Source organism: Alteromonas sp. 5NS40-0096 (genome assembly GCF_057544385.1).
Window position 1 is genome coordinate 234,629 of record NZ_BAAJLQ010000001.1, and the last position, 18,704, is coordinate 253,332.

At 46.4% G+C, this 18,704-nt stretch carries 15 protein-coding genes and 3 tRNA genes; 16 read left to right on the plus strand and 2 right to left on the minus strand.

The window, feature by feature from the left end; genetic code table 11:
- The first annotated feature begins 108 nt into the window (after positions 1–108).
- The 4 genes from AC27G9_RS01165 (at position 109) to AC27G9_RS01180 (ending at position 6,455) form a co-directional block, all read left to right on the plus strand.
- A complete protein-coding gene (locus AC27G9_RS01165) occupies positions 109–1,128 on the plus strand; it encodes an isoaspartyl peptidase/L-asparaginase family protein (RefSeq protein ID WP_487070167.1) in 1,020 nt (339 codons plus the stop codon).
- Between the two features lie 136 nt (positions 1,129–1,264).
- A complete protein-coding gene (locus AC27G9_RS01170) occupies positions 1,265–1,687 on the plus strand; it encodes a CBS domain-containing protein (RefSeq protein WP_487070169.1) in 423 nt (140 codons plus the stop codon).
- Between the two features lie 173 nt (positions 1,688–1,860).
- Positions 1,861–5,766 carry an ATP-dependent RNA helicase HrpA gene (gene hrpA / locus AC27G9_RS01175; RefSeq protein ID WP_487070171.1) on the plus strand — a complete coding sequence of 1,302 codons (3,906 nt, stop codon included), beginning with the start codon at positions 1,861–1,863 and terminating at the stop codon, positions 5,764–5,766.
- Between the two features lie 386 nt (positions 5,767–6,152).
- The gene (locus AC27G9_RS01180; protein ID WP_487072031.1) at positions 6,153–6,455 is read left to right on the plus strand and encodes a PilZ domain-containing protein; all 303 of its coding nucleotides are present in this window, start codon (positions 6,153–6,155) and stop codon (positions 6,453–6,455) included.
- A gap of 61 nt (positions 6,456–6,516) precedes the next feature.
- On the opposite strand, the gene AC27G9_RS01185 is transcribed toward AC27G9_RS01180, so the two are convergent.
- Entirely contained in the window at positions 6,517–7,710 is a 1,194-nt protein-coding gene (locus tag AC27G9_RS01185) for a class I SAM-dependent rRNA methyltransferase (RefSeq protein WP_487070173.1), read from the minus strand.
- A 132-nt stretch (positions 7,711–7,842) separates the two neighbouring features.
- On the opposite strand from AC27G9_RS01185, the gene AC27G9_RS01190 reads away from it, so the two are divergent.
- The gene (locus AC27G9_RS01190) at positions 7,843–8,823 is read left to right on the plus strand and encodes an NAD(P)H-quinone oxidoreductase (protein ID WP_487070175.1); all 981 of its coding nucleotides are present in this window, start codon (positions 7,843–7,845) and stop codon (positions 8,821–8,823) included.
- 69 nt (positions 8,824–8,892) lie between these two features.
- Complete coding sequence (locus tag AC27G9_RS01195; protein ID WP_487070177.1) at positions 8,893–9,738, plus strand: AraC family transcriptional regulator; 846 nt, start codon at positions 8,893–8,895, stop codon at positions 9,736–9,738.
- Positions 9,739–9,748: 10 nt separating this feature from the next.
- On the opposite strand, the gene rnhA is transcribed toward AC27G9_RS01195, so the two are convergent.
- Positions 9,749–10,219: a ribonuclease HI gene (gene rnhA, locus AC27G9_RS01200; RefSeq protein ID WP_487070179.1), complete on the minus strand. Its 471-nt coding sequence runs from the start codon at positions 10,217–10,219 to the stop codon at positions 9,749–9,751.
- A 507-nt stretch (positions 10,220–10,726) separates the two neighbouring features.
- Here rnhA and dnaQ point away from each other — a divergent pair.
- From dnaQ to AC27G9_RS01250, 10 genes are all read left to right on the plus strand, one after another.
- A complete protein-coding gene (gene dnaQ / locus AC27G9_RS01205) occupies positions 10,727–11,440 on the plus strand; it encodes a DNA polymerase III subunit epsilon (RefSeq protein WP_487070181.1) in 714 nt (237 codons plus the stop codon).
- Between the two features lie 29 nt (positions 11,441–11,469).
- Complete coding sequence (locus tag AC27G9_RS01210) at positions 11,470–12,915, plus strand: TIGR03503 family protein (RefSeq protein WP_487070183.1); 1,446 nt, start codon at positions 11,470–11,472, stop codon at positions 12,913–12,915.
- A gap of 3 nt (positions 12,916–12,918) precedes the next feature.
- Complete coding sequence (locus AC27G9_RS01215) at positions 12,919–13,323, plus strand: GFA family protein (RefSeq protein WP_487070185.1); 405 nt, start codon at positions 12,919–12,921, stop codon at positions 13,321–13,323.
- Positions 13,324–13,829: 506 nt separating this feature from the next.
- Positions 13,830–13,906 (plus strand) — tRNA-Asp (locus AC27G9_RS01220).
- Positions 13,907–13,935: 29 nt separating this feature from the next.
- Positions 13,936–14,012, plus strand: a tRNA-Asp gene (locus tag AC27G9_RS01225).
- Between the two features lie 23 nt (positions 14,013–14,035).
- Positions 14,036–14,112, plus strand: a tRNA-Asp gene (locus AC27G9_RS01230).
- A gap of 237 nt (positions 14,113–14,349) precedes the next feature.
- Positions 14,350–15,510, plus strand: a complete 1,161-nt coding sequence (locus AC27G9_RS01235; RefSeq protein WP_487070187.1) for a tetratricopeptide repeat protein — start codon at positions 14,350–14,352, stop codon at positions 15,508–15,510.
- A 183-nt stretch (positions 15,511–15,693) separates the two neighbouring features.
- Positions 15,694–16,401: a lipoprotein-releasing ABC transporter ATP-binding protein LolD gene (gene lolD / locus AC27G9_RS01240; protein WP_487070189.1), complete on the plus strand. Its 708-nt coding sequence runs from the start codon at positions 15,694–15,696 to the stop codon at positions 16,399–16,401.
- Positions 16,402–17,634: a lipoprotein-releasing ABC transporter permease subunit gene (locus AC27G9_RS01245; RefSeq protein WP_487070191.1), complete on the plus strand. Its 1,233-nt coding sequence runs from the start codon at positions 16,402–16,404 to the stop codon at positions 17,632–17,634.
- 257 nt (positions 17,635–17,891) lie between these two features.
- Positions 17,892–18,686 carry an Npun_F0296 family exosortase-dependent surface protein gene (locus AC27G9_RS01250; protein ID WP_487070193.1) on the plus strand — a complete coding sequence of 265 codons (795 nt, stop codon included), beginning with the start codon at positions 17,892–17,894 and terminating at the stop codon, positions 18,684–18,686.
- The last annotated feature ends 18 nt before the right edge of the window (positions 18,687–18,704 follow it).

The following is an 18,704-nucleotide window of genomic DNA, read 5'->3' on the forward strand; positions in this document are numbered from 1 at the left end:
ATAAACATCATTAACGTAATTGCGCTAGGCAGTGTACAACACTAATCGCAAAGGCCAAAGCAAGACACTGCTACCTGACGACATTGTGAACAAAACGAAAGAGGGATTATGAAATCATTTATCAAAGCCGCTCTCGCTGGTTGCTTAATGTTTGGCTGCCACTTCGCTATCGCCCATGATAATCACCCAACGGCTATCGCTATTCACGGTGGAGCTGGCACCATTTTAAAAGCCAACATGACACCAGAGCTAGAAAAACAATATATTGCAACGCTCACAGAAGCTGTGAAAAAAGGACACGCATTACTCGAAGCCGGCGAACCGGGTGAAGTCGCGGTGATAGCTACGATAAAAATGCTAGAAAATTCACCACTGTTTAATGCTGGCGTGGGCGCGGTTTACACGTTTGATGGGACGCATGAGCTCGATGCATCTATTATGCATGGTGGTACGCTCAATGCGGGAGCGATAGCAGGGGTAACAACTATCAAAAATCCAATTGAACTGGCCTCAGCCGTGATGCATCAATCTCCACATGTACTACTCAGTGGAAGAGGCGCTGAGTCGTTTGCGAGGACGCAGGGTATTGCTGTTGTGGAGAATACGATTTTTGATACCCCAAGTCGGTTAAAGGCGCTTGAGAGAGCGAAAGCGCGAATCAACCAGTCAGCCCAACGATACGGTGGGCAAATTGGTAATGAACGATTTGGCACAGTGGGTGCAGTGGTGTTAGACAAGGAAGGCAATATCGTTGCCGGTACGTCAACGGGAGGGATGACAGCAAAGCGATATGGCCGAGTAGGGGATTCACCGATTATTGGTGCGGGAACCTATGCTAACAACGACAGCTGTGCCGTATCTGCCACGGGCCACGGTGAATACTTTATCCGTTACAATGTAGCAGCTGACATTTGTGCTCGAATGAAATACAAAGGTTTATCCATCGATAAAGCAGCGGATGAAGTTGTCATGTCAGTGCTGAAAGAGGCCGGCGGAGATGGCGGCGTTATTGCAATCGATAAGCATGGCAATATTGCCACACCCTTCAATACACCCGGCATGTATCGGGCGAAAATAACATTTGATGGTCGCCTTGCAGTTGGCATTTATCAAGATTGGGTAAAATAACCTCATATTTTTCGCGAAAAATTAGCCTCATCAGTTATATGGGGCTAATCTCTAATTATACCCTTGGGTATAACTACACGAGCAAAAGCAAAAATGACAAACGCTCTTTATCGCGAATTGGGCAAAGTGAGGCGCTATGGAATCTCTAAAAGTCAGTGACTACATGAATGTACACCCCGTCAAGCTAAATGAAAATATGTCAGTGGCTGAGGCCGTCGAACGGCTGCTGCAAACGCAGCAAACGGGTGGGCCTGTAGTCGACAACGTTGGCAAGGTAGTTGGCTTTTTGTCTGAACAAGACTGTATCCATTGTATGATAGAGTCGAGCTACTACAGGGAGCGTGTTTGCCTTGTAAAAGAGATCATGAAGACGGATGTGATGTCGGTTAAACCTTATTCTTCTGTGCTTGAGCTTGCCCAGCGATTTATGCAAGACAAACCCAAGGTATACCCTGTTGTCGATGATGATGGCTATCTAGTGGGTGCGATCAACAGAACCAACGTCTTGTACGCGATAGATGTGCAATTGCGCGATGGTTATCAAGGAATCGCCAGTTAGAAAAGGGGCGTTCAACCCCTTTTTAAGGTGTTGAATCCGCAGATGCTTTCTGACCTAATTGGTTTGTACGCGCAGATATGAACCAATTATTCCTTGCAAGCGTAGGATTACACTGGAAATTCTAGGCGTCTTCACCTAGGATCGGCGGCCAGTTAAGTATTCGAGCGTCTGTTTTGCAAAACTCTCCATCATTACCTTCTATCAAGTCTCTTTATTCTCAGCTGGAGACCTGTTTGTCTGTTGATCGTTTCCCACTGAAGCGACGCTTACAACAATTGTCTCGAAAAATAAGCGACAAGGTAGAAGGTGTTGAACAACAGTGGTTGAAAATCGCCCTCGATATAGAAGCGTCAGCAACGGCCCGTAACTTACGCTTGCAAAACCTACCTGACATTACCTATCCAGCGTTACCTGTCAGTGATAAAAAAGACGACATCAAAGCGGCCATTGCGTCGCATCAAGTGGTCATCGTTGCAGGTGAAACCGGCTCCGGTAAAACGACTCAGTTGCCTAAAATTTGCTTGGAATTAGGTCGCGGTGTCGATGGCATGATTGCCCATACCCAACCGAGACGTTTAGCGGCTAGGAGTGTTGCCACTCGAATAGCAGAAGAATTAAAGACGCCAATTGGAGAGAAAGTCGGATTTAAGATTCGCTTCTCTGACCAAGTCAGTGATAAGTCTTACGTTAAGCTTATGACAGACGGTATGCTGCTGGCAGAAATGCAACAAGACCGATTTTTAAATCAGTATGACACTATCATTATTGATGAAGCTCACGAACGCAGCCTTAACATCGATTTCTTGCTCGGCTACCTCAAGCAACTGCTAGCAAAGCGACCAGAACTAAAGCTTATTATTACCTCAGCTACCATTGACCCTGAACGTTTCTCTCGCCATTTCAACAATGCGCCTATCGTCGAGGTTAGCGGTAGAACATTCCCCGTTGAAATTCGCTATCGCGAAGAAGAACAACTCGAAGACAAGGACCAGACAGACGCCATCATTGAAGCGGTAGACGAGTTAAAGCGAGAAGCTCGAGGCGACATTCTCGTGTTTTTAAGTGGCGAGCGAGAAATTCGAGATACACAGGATGCCCTTGAAAAACAGAAATATCGAAATACCGAGATAGTGCCACTGTATGCTCGCCTCTCCGCCAGTGAACAGAATCGAATATTCCAGTCGCATTCCGGTCAGCGCATAGTATTGGCGACTAACGTTGCAGAAACATCACTCACAGTACCCGGAATCAAGTATGTTATTGACCCTGGTACGGCGAGAATTTCTCGCTATAGCGCAAAAAGTAAAGTGCAACGCCTCCCTATCGAGCCGATATCGCAAGCGTCTGCCAATCAGCGTTCAGGGCGCTGCGGACGTGTTTCTGAAGGTATTTGTATTCGTTTGTATACTGAACAGGACTACCTCGGCCGCCCCGAGTTTACGGATCCTGAAATTCTCAGAACCAACTTGGCTTCGGTTATTCTGCAGATGTTATCCCTGGGTTTGGGCGATATTCAGTCCTTTGGGTTTGTACAGCCGCCTGACAATCGCAATATTACTGACGGTTTTCGTCTGCTCGAGGAGATTCGAGCAATACAACACAAAAAGGGACGACCTCAATTGTCACCAATGGGGCGCAATATCGCACGATTACCAATTGACCCTAGGTACGCCAGAATGGTCGTTGAAGCGGGTAAAACCAATGCATTAATGGAAGTTATTGTGATTGCTGCCGGGCTTTCTATCCAAGACCCGCGAGAGCGTCCGCAAGAAAAACGACAAGCCGCTGACGAAAAACACAAAGAGTATTCAGACAAGTCATCAGACTTTATCAGCCTTCTTAACTTGTGGAATTTGTTCAAGGCACAACAAGCTGAATTGACGAATAATCAGTTGAGAAAATGGTGTAAGCAAAGCTTTATCAATTATTTACGCATGCGAGAGTGGCAGGATATCGTTAGCCAATTGAAAAAATCGGTAGCAGAAATCGGCATGGGTATCAGTCAAGGTGAAGCTGACTATGACAGTATCCACAAAGCATTGTGTGCGGGGCTGTTGTCTCATATCGGCTTTAAGGATAAAGACCGTGAATACCTTGGAGCGAGAAATGCACGATTTATGTTGTTTCCCGGTTCCGGTATTGTTAAAGCCAGTCCCAAATGGGTAATGTCTGCAGAATTGGTTGAGACGTCAAAATTGTTTGCCAGAGTGAATGCCAAAATCGACCCAACTTGGGTCGAGCCATTGGCATCACATTTGGTGAAAAAGAGTTACTCTGAACCGCACTGGTCTAAAAAGCGCGGCGCCGTATTAGCGTTTGAAAAGGTTAGCTTATTCGGTCTACCAATCGTAGCGAAACGCGCAGTAGTGTATAGCCAACACGACCCTGCTGTCTGTCATGAATTATTCATTCGCGAAGCACTTGTTAATGGTGACACACGGTTAAACTACGGTTTTTTGACCGAGAACCAAGCGCTGCTGGAACTCGCGGATGAAATGGAGCAGAAAACTCGTCGCCGCGATCTCATGGTTGAAGAACAGGCTTTAGTGGAATTTTACGCCAGTAAAATACCGCAGGACGTCAACAACGAAGCCGCGTTTAAAAAGTGGTGGAAACAAGCGGGCCAATCCATCAGTCTGTTGATGACTGAAGATGATGTGTTTGTTCAGCAACCCAACGCTGTCGAAAATGCTTTTCCCGATGTATGGCGCCAGGGCAATATTACTTTGCCGCTAAAATATAATTTCGAGCCCAATGCAGTGGATGATGGGGTAACGGTTTTGATTCCTTTACCACTGCTAAATCAAGTTTCACCTCACGGATTTGATTGGCAAGTTTCGGGGCTACGACATGAACTTATTGTCGCCCTGATTAAAAGTTTACCTAAGAAATTGCGTAAAAACTTTGTGCCAGCCCCCAATTATGCCGATGCGTGTATCGCTGACATGCAACAAACCGACAAACACAATCGTCCCGTTGCCTTGGTCGACGCGATATCAGATAAACTGAGGCGTATGACAGGCGTAACAGTCGATCGAGAGGATTGGTTATCAGCGACCCTGGAAACGCATTTAAAAATGCATTTCGCTGTGACTAATGACGCGGGTGACGTCATTCATACTGGTGATGACTTAGTGGTTTTACAAGACGCCTTATCAGGCCAAGTAAAACAAACTTTTGAACAGGCTGCGACGCCCGAACTAGAGAGAAAAGACATAGTAACGTGGGATTTTGATGCGTTACCTGAGGTGTTTGTACAGCGACACGGCGGTTTTGAAATGCAAGCGTTTCCTGCACTGGTAGGCAAGGGAAGTGTTGTTGATATCGAATTGGTGGAAGACCCAGAAAAGGCCGCTCAGCTGCATCGAAAAGGCGTGAATGTATTGCTGAAGAACGCCATGCCGTCACCTCTGCGATACCTGCAAGACAAGCTGCCAAACAAGGCTAAATTAGGACTGTATTTCAATCCATTTGGGCAAATCAAAGCTCTCATTGACGATTGTATTTTAGCGGGAATTGATGCACTCGCTGCTGAGTTCAAGCGAGAACACAACTGTGACATACGCAATAAAGATACGTTTGAAGCGGCGGCAGATTACATACGAGGCCGCATTAACGACAAAGTGCTGGAGCTAGCACAGCAAGTTGAAACAGGCCTAACACTGGCGCACCAATGTGCAAAGCAAATGAAAGGCAATGTACCTTTGACCATGGTTAGTGCCCTTGGTGATATTAAGGCGCATTTGAACAGTCTGGTTTATCCGGGGTTTGTCAGTGATATTGGGGCGAGTCGTTTAGCTGACTGGAATCGTTACCTTAAAGGGTTGGCCCGTCGGTTAGAAAAATTGCCGGTGGACCCATCTAAAGATCGCATGCAGCAAGTCACCATTGAAAAGGTCACTGCGCAGTACGAAAAAGTGTGTAAGCAATTTCAAGCGCACAAAGTACCTGATGAGGTTGCAGACGTTAAGTGGATGATAGAAGAGTTACGAGTGTCTTTATTTGCTCAGCAGCTAGGTACGGCATACCCGATATCTGCAAAGCGCATCGCAATGGCATTGGAAGAGGCAAAAGTTTAACTTCTTAAAGCATAACGGCATCGGCAAAGAGAGTCATGATGTGGTGAAAGTGTGACGAAGGTTACAGACGAAAATAAGGGGATGTCAGCTGTTACCACCCTAAATGCTCGAATTCGTCAGCGATATCGCTTGGTTGTACGGAGCCACTAGGCTCTCGTCACGCGATACGCTATGAATTGAGCGAAAACGGTTACCACTCCTCTCAGAAACGTTCTGCAGGACAAGCGGTAGTCGAAGGAATCAGTGCTCAGACTACGCTAGCGATCATTGCAATGGTTGACATCTTTTCACTATCCCCCTATAACGATTATAGCGGTCACCGAATCGGCATGTTGATTAAGGGACAAGCACGGTGTTTGCCCATTCGACATTCAGGAGATGTAAGAATGCTGGGATATGATGACAAGAGAAATTTCTTTCGCATGATGGTCAACTCGCCTTGCCAGTTGCAAATCAACGATGATGAATCGAGTCGTACAATACAAGCAGTATGCAAAGATATCAGCGCGACAGGTATGTCTTTGGAAGTTGATGAGCCATCAATCGAGATTGGTACACAAGTCAGTGTCAATATCGATTCCACAAGCTCACAGATTCCTTCTTTAGCAGCAGTAGCGAAAGTCGTACGTTGTGTACCTGAAACTGAAAGTAGCTGCGTTGTGGGTGTCGAAATTTCCGAAATGAAATAAAAAAGTCGCGAATTGCGCGACTTTTTTGTGGGTTTAGAGCGAGTGCCGTTTGGCAGCTCGTTTAGGCGTCTGTGACTTCGCAGACTAACCCCTTCAAATAATACCCCTCTGGATAGTTGCCACTCACTGGGTGGTCGGCAGCTTGCGTCAATCGCTCAATGATCTTGATGTTTCGTCCAGCGTCCAATGCGGCATCGGCTACGATTTTTTGAAACAAATCGGCCGGCATCAAACCTGAGCAGCTAAACGTCAACAGTATGCCGCCTGACTTGACTGCATGTATGCCATACAAATTGATGTCTTTGTATCCTCGAGACGCTCTGTTCAAGCTGGCTTTGCTGTCAACGAATTTAGGCGGATCTAAGATAACAACGTCGAACTGTTTTTGTTCTTGGTGATATTCTCTGAGCGCCTGAAACACGTCAGCGTTTTGCATGGTGCATTGCTGCGGGTTTAAGCCATTGAGATCAAGGTGTTCACGGGCAAGTGCCAGTGAGGGTTCTGAAACATCCACATTAGTTACGTGTTTGGCTCCGCCTCTCAACGCGTAGCAGGCAAATGTTCCAGTGTAACTGAAGCAATTGAGAACCTCCGCTCCTTCAGCGTAACGGGCTGCTGCGGCTCGGTTGTCTCGCTGGTCCAAGTAGAACCCGGTTTTGTGGCCATTTTTTACGTCAACATTGATAGCTATGCCGTGTTCTTCGATTTGAACTACATCTGGGTGTTCGCCATGAATAGTGCCAACGACGGGCTCCAAGCCTTCTTTTTTCCTTACATCTACATCACTGCGCTCGTAAATCGCGACGTCAGGCATCACTTTTTTTAACGCCCAGATGATTTTATCTCTATGCTTGTCTGCGCCCGCGCTGAGCAGTTGTAGCACGGCGACCGTGTTGTATACGTCAATCGTTACGCCAGGTAAACCGTCTGATTCGGCGGCGATTAATCGAAACGCGTTGGTGTTAGATTGCGCTGCAATGCGTTGACGCAAGGTATAAGCGCTCTCCATACGACGGCAAAAAAAAGCGTTATCAATACTCTCTTGTTGATTAAAGGTCCATATGCGAACGCGTATTTGTGAATCGGGTGAATAGGCGCCACGGGCCAGCCACTCGCCTTTAGCACTGACTACTTCTACCGTATCGCCTTTTCGCGCGCGCCCTTTTAGTGATGCTACCGCACCAGCAAAAATCCACGGGTGACGCCTTTTGATTGACTTCTCGCGCTCGGGTTGTAAAACGATGGTGGCAGCCATAAATAATCTCTTTGTTTCAATTGGGCGCGAAGTATAGCGCCTCGTCTTCACTTTGGCGAATGCCAATGTATTGATAGGTGGTATAGTGGCCCTACGTGCTTCTTCAACCTGTATTTTAGTAAGGCGATTTCAATGCGTTTTATTCGTTTTGAGCCCGGCGGCCCACCCAGTACCCTAACCATTGATCATTGTCCCGACCCAAAGCCGGACGAGAGCCAAGTCGTGGTAAAAGTGTCAGGGTTTGGAGTCAATCGCGCGGATACATTGCAACGACTGGGTAAGTATCCACCGCCTCAAGGCGAAAGTGATATTCTCGGATTAGAAGTGTCTGGAACCGTTGTGGCATTGGGTAGCAAAGTCACTAAATGGGAGCTTGGCGACGCGGTTTTTGGCCTTGTACCCGGCGGCGGATACGCCGAGCGTGTTTGCGTTCATCAAGATCATCTCATGTCACAACCAAAAAACATGGACCCTCTTCATGCTGCTGGGCTTGCTGAAGTATTTCTAACGGCCTTTCAGAGTGTTTGCTGGTTAGGGCAGGTCAAAAAACACGACCGTGTGCTAATTCACGCGGGAGCCAGTGGTGTTGGCTTGGCGGCGATTCAGCTTTGTAAGGCATTAGGGGCTGAAGTCGCGGTAACCGCATCTTGCCAAGAAAAGCTTGATGTATGCCGTCTTGCTGGTGCCGACTTACTCGTCAATTACCGGACCTCATGCTTTAAAGATGTCGTTAAAACCAACTGGTCGTCATCCATCAATACCGTTATCGACGTGGTAGGCGGGGACTATCTCAATCGGAATTTATCCTTATTGGCATTAGATGGTCGTATCGTTTATTTGGCGATGTTGGGAGGGCGGTATGCAGACAAATTGGACATGGCCCAATTGCTAGGTAAGCGTGCACAGATTATTGGCAGCACACTTCGAAATCGAGACAACCAATACAAAACCGAGTTAACTCAGCAATTTAGTGACCAATGGCTTGATAAGTTTGAATCCCAAACACTAAGGGTAAATGTCGATAGCATACTGCCTGTAGACCAAATCGCTAACGCACATCAGCGGCTTGAGACTAACGACACAAAAGGAAAAATTATTATGGCCTGGGAGTGAAAAAATGGTCGAGAAGTCAGCTCGTCAGAGCTTTAAGCTTAAGGAAGGTCCACAGGAAAGAGAATCATAATGGAAATTTGTGACGTTAAACAATCTATTGAGCACAATCAAACGCAAGTTATTGATGCGAAAGCTCTCGCTGAACAGTGCAACATGTCCGTGTCGTCGCTTCATCGGCATTTTCATCGTCAGTTCGGCATGAGTATGGCCAAAATGCAGCGGGATTTAAGACTTAATCGGGCGGCGTATATGCTCGCCTTTCGTCAAGAAATGTCAATTCTGGACATCGCGTTAACCGTTGGGTTTGATTCACATGACGGTTTTGGGCGAGCGTTTCAGCGATATGTTGGCGTGACTCCTAAAGCCTATCGAGCGAGTCCATCTTTTGATATGCAGTCCAAAACCCCGATATGCATCGATTCTCCATCGGGTTGGTTGGCTTCCCTGACTGTGGATTTAGTGTGGTTTGAGCCGGTAGACGTTGCAGTGCTGGTGCATAAAGGCAGTGTTCGGTATTTGCCAAAATCACTTGGTGAATTTATCGGCTGGCGCAAAAGTGTGGGGTTATCGCCGAGCAGAAGTCGTACATTCAATGTCATGTACGCTGATCCCAATGTAACGCCTGATGACGAGTGGGCAATGGGCTTGGCGGCCGAACTTTCGTTGTCAGTATCTTTGCCGGAAACCATGATGGCTGACACTATTGGCGGCGAAACGTGTTTACACGTGAGGTGGCAAGGTCCAGAGCAATCGATTGGTGAAATCGTTCACTACTTGATTTCACATTACGCTGATGAACAAGGGTATCAAATTGCGCACAAACCACCGATATTGGAGAGAATTACGTTTTATCCAGATGTCCCAGCCCATGAAGCGGTAACAGACATCTGGATTCCACTGAAAGCGTTTGCCTAGCCTTATTACGCTAACCGGCGTAGCCCTCGTCTTTTTGCGTCGGTTTAGCTTCTGCAGCTTCGCGAGCTAAGTCGTCGCAACGTTCGTTTTCTGGGTGGCCTGAATGACCTTTGACCCAATGCCATTCGATATTGTGCTGGCTAACGGCTTTGTCTAGTGCTTGCCAGAGATCTGCGTTTTTCACGGGCTTTTTATCGGCAGTACGCCAACCATTTTTACGCCAGTTTTTAATCCATTGGTTGATCCCATTTTTGACGTATTGGCTGTCGGTGGTGAGGTCGATATCACAGGTTTGCTTCAATTCGTTTAATGCCGCAATTGGCGCCATTAATTCCATCCGATTATTGGTGGTTAGTGCATACCCATCACTCAGCTCTTTTCGATGTTTGCCGTATACCAGTATAGCGCCATACCCACCAGGTCCAGGATTGCCTATACATGAGCCATCAGTATAGATTTGTACGCGTTTTTTCGTTGCCAAGGTGATTCCTATTAACATGCAGCAGTTTTCAGTGTCGTATGGTACTGAAAAAGTGCAGCGGATGCTCTTATTATTCTTCAATCGCACGTTTCAACAACGGTATTTATGCGCTAAGCTAACAAGGTGCGTTGGTCTTACGAGGGCGTTTAGCGATGGGGAATTACAAAGGATTTGTGTTTATTGCTCTTATCTCGGTGTTTGCCGTGTCAGGATGTGTCGTTTTTCATACTGAGCAGCGTCAGCCAGGCGAGCAGGGGATTGCCCTGATAGAGAAAATCGACCCTGTAGAATTCGGTTATTCATGCGTCTGGTACAATTCATCAGAAGACCGTGGCAGCTGTATGTTAGGGGGGGCTGACCAGGTCGGAGCGCTGTGCACCTGTTTTGCGCGAGAGGGAACGCGTTTTGGTTCCGTGCGCTAGAAAATCTCAAGTGCCCTGTGATTTAATGGCCCGAATACAGTAAGATATCACTTAACAAAAGATCAGTTTAGGGCACTCCTCACAAATGGCAGTTCGTCAAATCGTATTGGATACGGAAACCACTGGTATCGACCCAAAAGAAGGGCATCGTATTATCGAAATCGGCTGCGTTGAAGTCATCAACCGCAAGCTAACCGGCAATCATTTTCACGTCTACATCAATCCAGAGCGCATCGTGGAACAAGAAGCGATTGAAGTTCACGGTATTACCAATGAGTTTTTGGCTGACAAACCGAAGTTTAGAGATGTGGCGAAAGACTTTATCGAGTTTATCAGTGGTGCGCAGTTAGTCATCCACAACGCGCCTTTTGACGTTGGCTTTATGGACCATGAGTTTAATATGGAGCCGACGACAAGAGGCACAGTGACCGGTGAAATGTGTGGTGTGCTAGACACGCTAGTGCTTGCAAGGCAAATGCATCCAGGCCAGAAAAATAACCTAGATGCGTTGTGTCGCCGTTATGGTATTGACAATAGCCATCGGGAACTTCACGGCGCTTTGTTAGATGCCGAAATTCTAGCCGACGTGTACCTGATGATGACGGGTGGCCAAACAAGTCTAAATTTGGCGGGTAAGTCATCATCAGAGCAAGCCGGTGGCGCCGAGGCGATTCGACGTATTCAGCGCAATGGAAATAAATTAAAGGTAATTCAAGCATCTGCCGATGAATTAGAACAACACGAAGCCCGCCTCGATATTGTCGAGAAAGCGGGAGGAAAGTGTTTGTGGCGACAATAATATTCCCATTAGGTAGGTAGAATAATTCGATGGTAAGGGCTCTTCGTACATTTGTTCTTGGTTTGTTTATGGTGTCATCTGCCGTTTTTGCTCAGCAAACAGACGGTGATATGGCCGACAAGATGCAAATGGAAGAAGCGTCTCCAATTGAAAAATTGGGTAGTGATTACCACAACGGTATTAAGCTACTCCAAAACCGCTTCAGAATAGACTACAACGTGACCGAAGTGACCATGGTGTTCTTTCGAGAATATGGCTCAGCGCCTGTTGTATTAGTGAAACCTGATGGTTCAAAGATATTCCAGAGCCAAGTCGAAGGTCAGGATATTTTTTGGTACGACTCTGACACGTACGACATGATTAGCATCAAAAATCCTGTCCCCGGTCCGTGGCAAGCGGTTGGTCAAATTCTCGAAGGCAGTAGAGTGATGGTACTGTCAGACATTAAGTTACATGCCGACCCTCTGCCGCCTATCATCTTTTCTGGCGAAATTCTCAAGCAAACCGCGTTTTTGACCAATGGCGACGAACCCATAGACTACAGCGAATTTCGCGACGTTGTGAGTCTGTCCATCGAACTGGGTAGTACTAACAACCCAAATTACGATAACTTTGGCGCGGATAATCAGGTTATTGCCACCTTTGAAGACAATGGACGAGGGATGGACGAACGGCCACTAGATGGTATTTTTACCGGCCAGTTTAATCTCACCGTACCGCCTGGAGAGTGGCAGCCGGTGTTCAGAGTGGTTACGCCCATGTTCACACGCGAACAGCGTGACCCTCCACTTCGCTTGTATCCTAACCCTATTCTTATCAATGCTGAGCTAGACGGTGGTGGAGAGGGGTATCACAAGGTACTAATTGATGCCAATCGTGACTTGGTAGACATTCGTTCTTTGCTAGTTGACGGAAAGATTCGCTTTCCCAATGGTGACATTCAAAACTTTTCACTCACTGAGCCCAGTGATCAGATTCGCGAGCATTTGGTGATTAATTTTGAAGAAGGAATATTTCGGGTCAAGCTCACGGCATACGGCAAAACTGTCAATGGTCGTGATTTCATCTTGGACGTTCCTGAATATCAGTTCCTAGCCGAAAGCAAGGAAGTCGAACCCGAGACCATGAGTATGGAAAATACGGGCGAGAATGTCGATTTAGAAATGGCCATGGCCGACCCAAACTCAATGATGGATATGAGTGAGGATTTACAAAGCAGCGAATCACAAGAAATGGGCATGACAGATGATCAGCTCATCATGATTGTGGTAGCGGTTAATGGGGCTATTTTGTTGTTCGGTGGTTTGACAGTGGTTATTGTGTTGTGGAAACGAAAAAGAGCCGCAGCCGCTGAGCAAGCACCCGAGAAACCCGCGGTTGTGGGCAATAATGAAGAAATGACTGAAGGGAAACCCAGCTTGAAAGACAAAATGTTGGGTATGTTTAAAAAAGCGCCAAAGACCAAGGAAGAATAAATCGTGTATAGCGCAAGTTGTTTGTGCAAAAGTGTGAAATTAACGATTAAGGGCTCGATCTCCGATATCATCCACTGCCACTGCTCTTTGTGCCGTAAATCAAGCGGTACGGCTTACGCGACCAATGGCTTTGTCAACGCTGCTGATTTGGACATAGTCGAAGGAGCGGATTGTATTTCGGCTTACGAAGTCAAACCTGGGAAGAAACGCCATTTCTGTAGACAATGTGCATCGCCTTTGTATAGCAGCAATGCTTCAAACCCATCAAAGTTGCGACTGAGGCTTGGTATCCTTGATTCTGATATTGAGGAGCGCCCAATTTCTCATAATTTCGTCCCGTCTAAAGCGAATTGGGATACGTTTGACCAACCTTTACCTCAATATGAGAAGCACGAACCCAGTCGCTAGTTCGACACCATCCATCCAATAACATTCCCGCAAGCGGGGCCAAGCCCCGTTCAGTTGCGCAATATGTCGAAACTTCAATGTGTTCAGCCTGTATGCGCACACACCCGGGACACGACAAAGTAGTATCACGACCATCCATTTAATCAAAAGTCCTTGATGACTTATTATCGTTGTCACTTGTGAAAAACCAAATTTAGGTAAGGTTTATCGAGAATGGGTTGGGACGCTAACCCCTTTTTGTGAAATAAGTTCATAAAAAGACTTAAATCGCGTTTTAAAAACAAAAGTGTTAGTGCATCTAACTTTGCGTGAATTGTATATTACGCGATCACATTGATCGCACATTAAACAGTGATGGCGAATTAATGTTCAAACGAACTAAAATATTTCATTTTTACTAAAAAAACGTTTGACTCCCTAGGGGTGAAACCGTATTATCTGCGCCGCGGTGAGGGACGGGCCAAACAACAACGGCCAATAACTCGCTGATAGTATTGAAGATATGCGGAGCGGTAGTTCAGTTGGTTAGAATACCGGCCTGTCACGCCGGGGGTCGCGGGTTCGAGTCCCGTCCGCTCCGCCATTTTTTGAATACATGTTACTAAGGTTTCTGGAGCGGTAGTTCAGTTGGTTAGAATACCGGCCTGTCACGCCGGGGGTCGCGGGTTCGAGTCCCGTCCGCTCCGCCATTAGTAACGCATTTCCCCTGTGCGGAGTGGTAGTTCAGTTGGTTAGAATACCGGCCTGTCACGCCGGGGGTCGCGGGTTCGAGTCCCGTCCACTCCGCCATTAATGCTTTTGCATTGTTTCAAATTCCTTTTATCTATTTCGCCGTTTCAGGTGGCCTCTAAATTTCGTTTGTCTAAGTTTTGATGTTATTGCTTCTACGGAACAATCGCGTTCGTTGTCATTTAATTCAAAAAATTAAATCCCGTTGCATCTTACGCTATCAGCCGAAAGTTCAATTGCCGATAGCAGAGTGACCGTCTACAGTTACTAACTGGTAAGACCTTTGAGTTGACTTCAGTGTTATCAATTATCGCGCGTGTGTTCGTTGTTTTATCTCTTGATGCGGTCCTTAAAAAGGCGATGATTTCGATATTGATCTTAGTAGCGTTGACGCCGTTATCTGCCTATTCGACAAATACCGAACAGATGAACCAAATATTGTCATCGATTAAAGTTTTTCGCGTCGGTTCGCCCATGAAAGCCAAGGCGCTAATAAATACTTACGGCGAACACGCCGCATTACTGCCGATACCAAAACAACTTGAATGGCATTACAACGTGATAGTGGTGAGCAATCAACTTGATGATTCGTCTCTTGCTGCTGACGCCTTTGAGCGTATGGCTCAGATATTTGGGATGCAACAAGGACGTGAGTTTCAACCCACTTATCTAAACTATCTCGGCCACTTCGCGATGAAAAACGGCGACTATTCCAGCGCATTTAATTTGTACAGCTGTGCTATCGACGAGGTAAGCGACGCAAAAAAACTCTTTTCTCCCGTCTATTCGATGGCGATGGTGCTGATGTATGACGGCAATTATAGTGCGGTAAATGAAATTTTAGACAGCCTTGAGCGTTTGGCATCTCGCCTCAAACGGAATGATTGGATTGCCGATGTCGACAATGGTTACGGGGTGTTAGCCCTATATCAAGGTGATTACGAGAAGGCGTCTGAATCATTTAAAAATGCATTGGACCAGTACTTTACTGATGCCAACCGAAATGGCGAGCTGATTGCTAGCGTGAACGTTTTGCTCACTAGTTTATTACAAGGTGACGTTGCATCACTAGCCGGTATTAAGCAAAGAGTCATTCGACTATCCCAACTGCAAAGTAGCAGCGATATCGAGATTCTCGTAGACTGGATATCGCTTCTCGAAAAAAGCACGGATGAGGCAGAATCGGAGACAACAGAGCTGGCGGGACTGGAGGTTTCGCTTTCTCAACTAAGTAATAGTATGGTGCTAAAAGCCATAGCCGATTTTATTCTGCCAGCTTATAAAACTAAGGGGGAAATCGATAGTATTTTTGCACAGTGGCGAAATCAATATCAGACCCCCACGCCCAACCAAATCAATGCTTTCTCAAAGGTTGTCGGCTGTGACCACAATGCCTCGGCTGATAAAAATAATGCGTTGGTTTCAGAACTCGTCGCAGCCATCGAGCAAGCGCACTAGCGCCATAACACTATGTCACTGACTTTCTGATATTGATTAGCGAGTAAAAATTGGAATGAGGCGGAGTGGTGCTCATGTGTGTCGGCTTATCACAATCCGTAACAAATTCTGCATTTTAAAACTTTGCGCTTTTGACACTTCGCGATACCATTTTACTATCCGTTATTGATTAGTAGTTACCACATGGATGAATTGTTAGTTTGCGACGCCATCTCTAAAGCCTATTCCGATGGTGAAACGCAAACCTCCGTCTTATCAGACGTATCATTTTCTATTTCGCCGGGCCAACAAGTTGCGATTTTAGGCAGCTCTGGTTCTGGAAAAAGTACACTGTTGCATATTCTTGGTGGCCTAGATACGCCATCTGCAGGTAATGTAGCTTTTGCGGGTCAAGATCTGTTTTCGTTGTCAGCAGCAAAACTCGCTGATATACGCAATCAGAAAATGGGCTTCATTTATCAGTTTCATCACCTTTTACCGGAGTTCAGTGCACTCGAGAATGTGGCTATGCCATTAATGATTGGTGGCCTCAGTGGTAAGGCAGCGGCAGAGCAAGCTAAAGCCATGTTGGCAATGGTCAAGTTAGATCACAGGCAGTCACACAAGCCGGGCGAGCTGTCAGGTGGAGAGCGACAGCGAGTTGCTATCGCGAGAGCTTTGGTTACTAAGCCACAACTGGTATTCGCTGATGAGCCTACCGGCAATCTCGACCAAAACACGGGACAAACCGTTTATGAATTACTGTGCCAGTTGAGCGATGAACTCGGAACCAGTTTTATTGTTGTAACCCATGACAGAACATTGGCCGACAAAATGGATCGGATTCTGACGTTGACCAACGGCAAACTGGTTGAGTCATCGAGCGGCGCTTCACCGATGGCGGCAAAATAAATGTTAGCGTGGCAAATCGCGTCTCGTTTTCGACGAGCTAAACAAAAAAATCGCTATATCTCTTTCGTTTCTATGTCATCGACGCTGGGTATTGGCTTGGGCTGCTTTGTCCTGATTGTGCTACTGAGCATTATGAATGGATTTGAACGGGAGCTAAAAGAACGCCTGTTGGCCTTGATACCTCATGGCGAGCTCTACTCGGTTGACAATCAAGGTATTCAAAATTGGCAGGAGCATGTTCTTCTATTGGAACAAAATCCAAATTTTACTAATGTCGAACCCTATACCAAGATTACTGGCATGTTACAGGTAAAGGGGCAGCTTAAAGCTATTGAATTGACAGGGTTAGACATTGAGTCCAGCAAAGATAGCCCATGGACAAAACAGGTCAGCGAAGACGACTGGCAGCAATTTATTGTCGCTGAAAACCGATTGTTACTGGGCAAGGGGATTGCACAAAAACTCAAAGTGGCTGTAGGCCAGAAAGTGCAGGTATTGGTGCCGACTGTTACCGAAGATCTCTCGTTTAAAGCGCCCAAAACAACAACATTTGAAGTTGCCGGGGTGATTAGTGTTGGCGGTGAGCTCGATAACTATATCGCCATTTCTCATTTGAACTATACCTCAGAAGCTGCGGCCATTGTCTCTGGCGCGAAGGGGCTGCGATTTACCCTCGCTGATCCAATGAGTGCTTATTCGGTTATGAGGGAAACGGGATATGCATTCCCCCAGGCCGTTTATATGTCTGATTGGACGCGCACCCAAGGCCATTTGTATCAAGATATCCAATTGGTCAGGGTAGTGGTATACATTGCGCTGACTCTTGTTATAGCCGTAGCCTGCTTCAATATTGTGTCTACTTTGGTGATGGCAGTAAGAGAGAAACAATCAGCGATTGCCATCCTGAGAACCATGGGGGCGACGGACAAACTCATTCGTAGTGTGTTTATCTTCCAAGGTGTTATCAATGGCCTTATTGGCATTGCTGGGGGAACCATACTTGCCGTTGTTGTCGCACCCAACCTGTCGCGAATTGTCGAATTCGTCGAATCGACGTTCGGGATCACAGTGTTGTCCGGCGACATTTATTTTATCGACTTTCTACCTTCTCAATTAGAAGCCATCGATGTGATTATTACTGTTGTAACGGCTGTGTTGCTGTGTGTAGTGGCGACGGTATACCCGTCGAATCAGGCCGTGAAAACCAACCCTGCAACGGCGTTGAATGGTTAAGATGATACGAATAATTAGCATAGGGGGATTCGACCTCTGTGCTAAAAAGACAACGCTAAAATTCGGAGGACCGCAACAGTGTGGTGTTAAATTCGTCAGTATTTTTTACACTTTTATTCTGATGCGCTTTGCAATCTAATTTTTTTATCCTCTTTTCAGAGGGTTAGCGACGTGGTCTTGTCTATGCATGTTTTCTTTTAAACTGGAGCATTACAGCATAGGAACGCTTTCACTTAAATTACACTTTGAGGTGAAAGATGAAGAACAGTTACATCAAATGCTTAGCTGCTGCGAGTTTAATGACAGTGTCATTAGCTTCAGAGAGTGCAATCATTACTTACGGAGGCGTCAACGCAACTGACAATTCCGGCCTGACTAGTACGTTTATTGACCCCAATCAAGCCCCATTCGCAGACGAAACATTCGGCGTGAACGGCTACTTCATTGAAACTTTCGATGCAATAACCCAAATGAAAGGGCAAGGACTTGGTTCGACACTATTTAACCAAAACCCTGCTGTTGGATGCGCATTGAATTCGACGGCGGCGGGGATTACCGTTTCAGGCGATTTGGGTGTGGGAATTGGCAACATTTCGGGAAGAGCAAGCCCTGCCAATGATACGACTTGCTTTGGGTATACGCCATCAACTGGCGGGTCCTCGAGTGGCAGTGTTGTGATCAATTACGCGGCGTTTTTGGCCGGCGTCGGAACGGGCTTTAAAATTGACTATTTAGGATTCTACTGGGGGTCTGCTGACAATTACAATACGCTTCGTTTTTTCAATGGTAACGACCAAGTATTGTCCTTAACGGGCAATGCGTTGTTGGGTGCCAATTCTGGGTCAAGTGGCAATCGAGTCGATCCGGGATCTAATGTTTACGTCAATATCGATTTTGCCGCAGATGAGGTATTTGACCGTATCGAACTAGTTAGCACCCGTCGAGCTATGGAAGTGGACAATATTGTTATTGGTGTTACACGAGTGCCTGAACCGGTCGGTCTCGGTGTATTAGGGCTACTTTTACTCACAATTAGGCGGTTGAGACGTTAGTAAAAAAGGAGCCGCAGG

Excerpts from the sequence above, each read along its gene's own strand:
- AC27G9_RS01165 (WP_487070167.1), top strand. The coding sequence starts at position 109 with ATGAAATCATTTATCAAAGCCGCTCTCGCTGGTTGCTTAATGTTTGGC.
- AC27G9_RS01170 (WP_487070169.1), top strand. The coding sequence starts at position 1,265 with ATGGAATCTCTAAAAGTCAGTGACTACATGAATGTACACCCCGTCAAG.
- AC27G9_RS01180 (WP_487072031.1), top strand. The coding sequence starts at position 6,153 with ATGCTGGGATATGATGACAAGAGAAATTTCTTTCGCATGATGGTCAAC.
- AC27G9_RS01185 (WP_487070173.1), bottom strand. The coding sequence starts at position 7,710 with ATGGCTGCCACCATCGTTTTACAACCCGAGCGCGAGAAGTCAATCAAA.
- AC27G9_RS01190 (WP_487070175.1), top strand. The coding sequence starts at position 7,843 with ATGCGTTTTATTCGTTTTGAGCCCGGCGGCCCACCCAGTACCCTAACC.
- AC27G9_RS01195 (WP_487070177.1), top strand. The coding sequence starts at position 8,893 with ATGGAAATTTGTGACGTTAAACAATCTATTGAGCACAATCAAACGCAA.
- dnaQ (WP_487070181.1), top strand. The coding sequence starts at position 10,727 with ATGGCAGTTCGTCAAATCGTATTGGATACGGAAACCACTGGTATCGAC.
- AC27G9_RS01210 (WP_487070183.1), top strand. The coding sequence starts at position 11,470 with ATGGTAAGGGCTCTTCGTACATTTGTTCTTGGTTTGTTTATGGTGTCA.
- lolD (WP_487070189.1), top strand. The coding sequence starts at position 15,694 with ATGGATGAATTGTTAGTTTGCGACGCCATCTCTAAAGCCTATTCCGAT.
- AC27G9_RS01245 (WP_487070191.1), top strand. The coding sequence starts at position 16,402 with ATGTTAGCGTGGCAAATCGCGTCTCGTTTTCGACGAGCTAAACAAAAA.
- AC27G9_RS01250 (WP_487070193.1), top strand. The coding sequence starts at position 17,892 with ATGAAGAACAGTTACATCAAATGCTTAGCTGCTGCGAGTTTAATGACA.